Raw genomic sequence first — 3024 nt, 5'->3', positions numbered from 1 at the left:
CGGTGGCCCGGGGACGCGCCCTCGGGCGCCGCCCCGGCCCCGTAGAACTTCTCCGTCTCGTCGACGGCGGTCTTGAACCGCTCGTCGAAATCCTCGCGAACGAGCGTCCGGACGACATAGTCCTGGACGCTCGTTCCTCTTTTGGCGGCGTGACTCCGGAGCCGGTCGAGCAGCTCACCGTCGATGCGCAGGCTGAGCACTGTCGATCCCATGCCGTTCAGGGTCGGGGCAGGCCGGGCCTCTCCGCGTCACTTTCCAGATCCGACTCACTCGTTCGGGTGATACATGGCGCCGGAAGCGTGAGTCCCGCCCGCGCGGTTTCACGCCCGCCCCACGCGTCACGGGTGTGCGCGTGTGATGCGCGCTACGTCGGGGTGTGACCGGTGGTATTTAGCGAGAGTAATGAGTTAGGCTAACGACTATGCCAGATCTGTCCCACGGTTCGCCGGACGACGCCGCGGCCGTGAACGCGCTCCGCTCCTCCGTCATGCGCCTGAGCCGACGCCTCAAGCACCAGCGCGTCGACGAGTCGCTCAGCCCGACCGAGATGTCGGTGCTCGGCACCCTGTCGCTCTGCGGTTCGGCCACCCCCGGTGAGCTGGCCCGCAAGGAGCACGTACAGCCGCCCTCGATGACCCGCATCGTGGCGCTGCTCGAAGCCAAGGGACTGGTCCGGCTGGAGCCGCATCCCGACGACCGCCGGCAGAAGGTGGTCAGCCCGACCGAGCGGGCCGAGGCCATGCTCGACGAGTCCCGCCGCAAGCGGAACGCCTGGCTGGCCGCCCTCGCCGAGGGTCTGGACGAGGACGAGTGGGCCCGGCTGCGTGCCGCCGCCCCGGTCCTGGAGAAGCTCGCGCACCTGTAGACCGAGAGCCCGAGGAGGCGACGCACTTTGAGTACGGGACCCGGAGCAGACTCCGCACCCGTCCACAAACCCGATACCAACACCCCCCGCCCGGGCAAGGGAACCTTCTCCTCGCTCGAGATCCGGAACTACCGGCTGTTCTTCACCGGAGCGATCGTCTCCAACACCGGTACGTGGATGGCCCGGATCACCCAGGACTGGCTGGTCCTGAGCCTCACCGGCTCGGCCGCCGCCGTCGGCGTCACCACGGCCCTGCAGTTCCTGCCGATGCTCCTCTTCGGCCTGTACGGCGGGGTCGTCGCCGACCGCTACCCGAAGCGCCGCCTGCTGCTGGCCAGCCAGGCCGCCCTCGGCCTGTGCGGACTCGCGCTCGCCGCCCTGACCCTCTCCGGTCACGTCCAGGTCTGGCACGTCTATCTGATCGCCTTCCTCCTGGGCATGGTGACCGTCGTCGACAACCCGGCCCGGCAGTCCTTCGTGTCCGAGATGGTCGGCCCCGACCGGCTCCGCAACGCGGTCTCGCTGAACTCGGCGAACTTCCAGTCGGCCCGGCTCATCGGCCCCGCCGTCGCCGGTGTGCTCATCGCGGGCGTCGGCAGCGGCTGGGCGTTCCTGCTCAACGGCCTGTCCTTCCTCGCCCCGCTCGCCGGCCTCCTGATGATGCGGACGAGCGAACTCCACAAGGTGGAGCGCGCCCCGCGCGGCAAGGGCCAGCTGAGGGAGGGCCTGCGGTACGTCGCCGGGCGGCCGGACCTGATCTGGCCGATCGTCCTCGTGGGCTTCATCGGCACCTTCGGGTTCAACTTCCCGATCTGGCTCACCGCCTTCGCGGACGACGTCTTCCACGTCGGCGCCGGTACGTACGGCTTCCTCAACACCCTCATGGCGGCCGGTTCCCTCGTGGGCGCCCTCGCGGCGGCCCGGCGGGGCTCGACCCGGCTGAGGATGCTGGTGGTCGCGGCGGGCGTCTTCGGCGTCCTGGAGGTCGCGGCGGCGCTGGCGCCCGCCTTCTGGCTGTTCGCGCTGCTGCTCGTGCCGATCGGCATGATCGGCCTGACCGTCAACATCACCGCGAACTCCGCCGTCCAGATGGCCACCGACCCGGCCATGCGCGGCCGGGTGATGAGCCTCTACATGATGGTCTTCGCGGGCGGCACCCCCATCGGCGCGCCGCTGCTGGGCTGGGTCACCGACACGTACGGCGCCCGCGCGGGCTTCGCCACCGGCGGTCTGGTCTCCCTCGCGGCGGCGGTCGTCATCGGCCTGGTCCTCGCCCGGGTCGGCGGCCTCAGGGTCGCGGTCGGCTGGCACCACGGCCACCCCAGCGTCCGCTTCGTGCCCGTACGCCGTGAGCGCCTGGCGACGGCGGCCTGACCGGGACGGGATGTACGGCGGAGGAGTACGGACCCGGGTGCGCGGCCGTCACCCGGACCCGCCCCTCCCCGTACGGCTCCCGTTCCCGTGACCCGCCGTCCGCCCCGCACCGGGCCGGCGGTGCCACACTCGGCCCATGAGGCTTTTCGCCGCCGTGCTCCCGCCCGCCCCGCAGCTGGCCGAACTCGCGGAGACCGTCGACCGGCTGCGCCGGCTCCCCGGTGCCGACGGGCTGCGCTGGACCTCGCGGCCGGGCTGGCACCTCACCCTCGCCTTCATGGGTGAGGTCGACGACGGCCTCCTCCCGGACCTGTGCGACCGCCTCGCCCGCGCGGCGCACCGGACCCCGGCCTTCCCGCTGCGCCTCCACGGCGGTGGCCACTTCGGGCGGCGCGCGCTGTGGACCGGCGCGGCCGGGGGCCTGGACGAGCTGCGGCTGCTGGCCGAGCGGTCCGACGCGGCCGCCCGGCGGGCCGGGGTGGCGATGGACGAGCACCGCCGGTACCAGGCGCACCTGACGGTGGCCCGGCAGCGCGCCGGGGACGTGGACCTGAGGCCCTTCCTGGACGAGCTGGCCCGTTTTGAAGGCCGCCGCTGGCAGGTGGCGGAGCTGGCGCTCGTCCGGTCGGACCTGCCGGTGAGCGGGGTGCCGGGGGAGCGGCCCCGGTACGAGACGGTCGGCGGCTGGCCCCTCGGGCGCGGAGGGGAGGACGGGGCGGGGAGCCGGGCCGGGAGCGGGCCGGGGAACGCGGCGGGTTAACCTCGTCGGGTGGACCCGAAGACTC

At 72.7% G+C, this 3024-nt stretch carries 4 protein-coding genes; 3 read left to right on the top strand and 1 reads right to left on the bottom strand.

The window, feature by feature from the left end:
• The coding region (locus RIF68_RS32760; RefSeq protein ID WP_309055012.1) for a hypothetical protein at nt 1-212 on the bottom strand (212 nt) is incomplete at its 3' end.
• Between the two features lie 209 nt (nt 213-421).
• On the opposite strand from RIF68_RS32760, the gene RIF68_RS32755 reads away from it, so the two are divergent.
• The 3 genes from RIF68_RS32755 (at nt 422) to thpR (ending at nt 2999) form a co-directional block, all read left to right on the top strand.
• Entirely contained in the window at nt 422-865 is a 444-nt protein-coding gene (locus RIF68_RS32755; protein WP_309055010.1) for a MarR family transcriptional regulator, read from the top strand.
• Nucleotides 866-892: 27 nt separating this feature from the next.
• Nucleotides 893-2239, top strand: a complete 1347-nt coding sequence (locus tag RIF68_RS32750; RefSeq protein WP_309055009.1) for an MFS transporter — start codon at nt 893-895, stop codon at nt 2237-2239.
• 136 nt (nt 2240-2375) lie between these two features.
• Nucleotides 2376-2999: an RNA 2',3'-cyclic phosphodiesterase gene (gene thpR, locus RIF68_RS32745; RefSeq protein WP_309055007.1), complete on the top strand. Its 624-nt coding sequence runs from the start codon at nt 2376-2378 to the stop codon at nt 2997-2999.
• Nucleotides 3000-3024 lie beyond the last annotated feature (25 nt).

The organism is Streptomyces sp. (genome assembly GCF_031178505.1).
Classification (GTDB): domain Bacteria; phylum Actinomycetota; class Actinomycetes; order Streptomycetales; family Streptomycetaceae; genus Streptomyces; species Streptomyces gulbargensis.
Note: the sequence above shows the minus strand (reverse complement) of the source record. Positions and strands in the feature narration are given on the sequence as shown.

Coding starts and splice junctions, on each gene's coding strand:
- thpR (WP_309055007.1), top strand. CDS start 2,376: ATGAGGCTTTTCGCCGCCGTGCTCCCGCCCGCCCCGCAGCTGGCCGAA.
- RIF68_RS32755 (WP_309055010.1), top strand. CDS start 422: ATGCCAGATCTGTCCCACGGTTCGCCGGACGACGCCGCGGCCGTGAAC.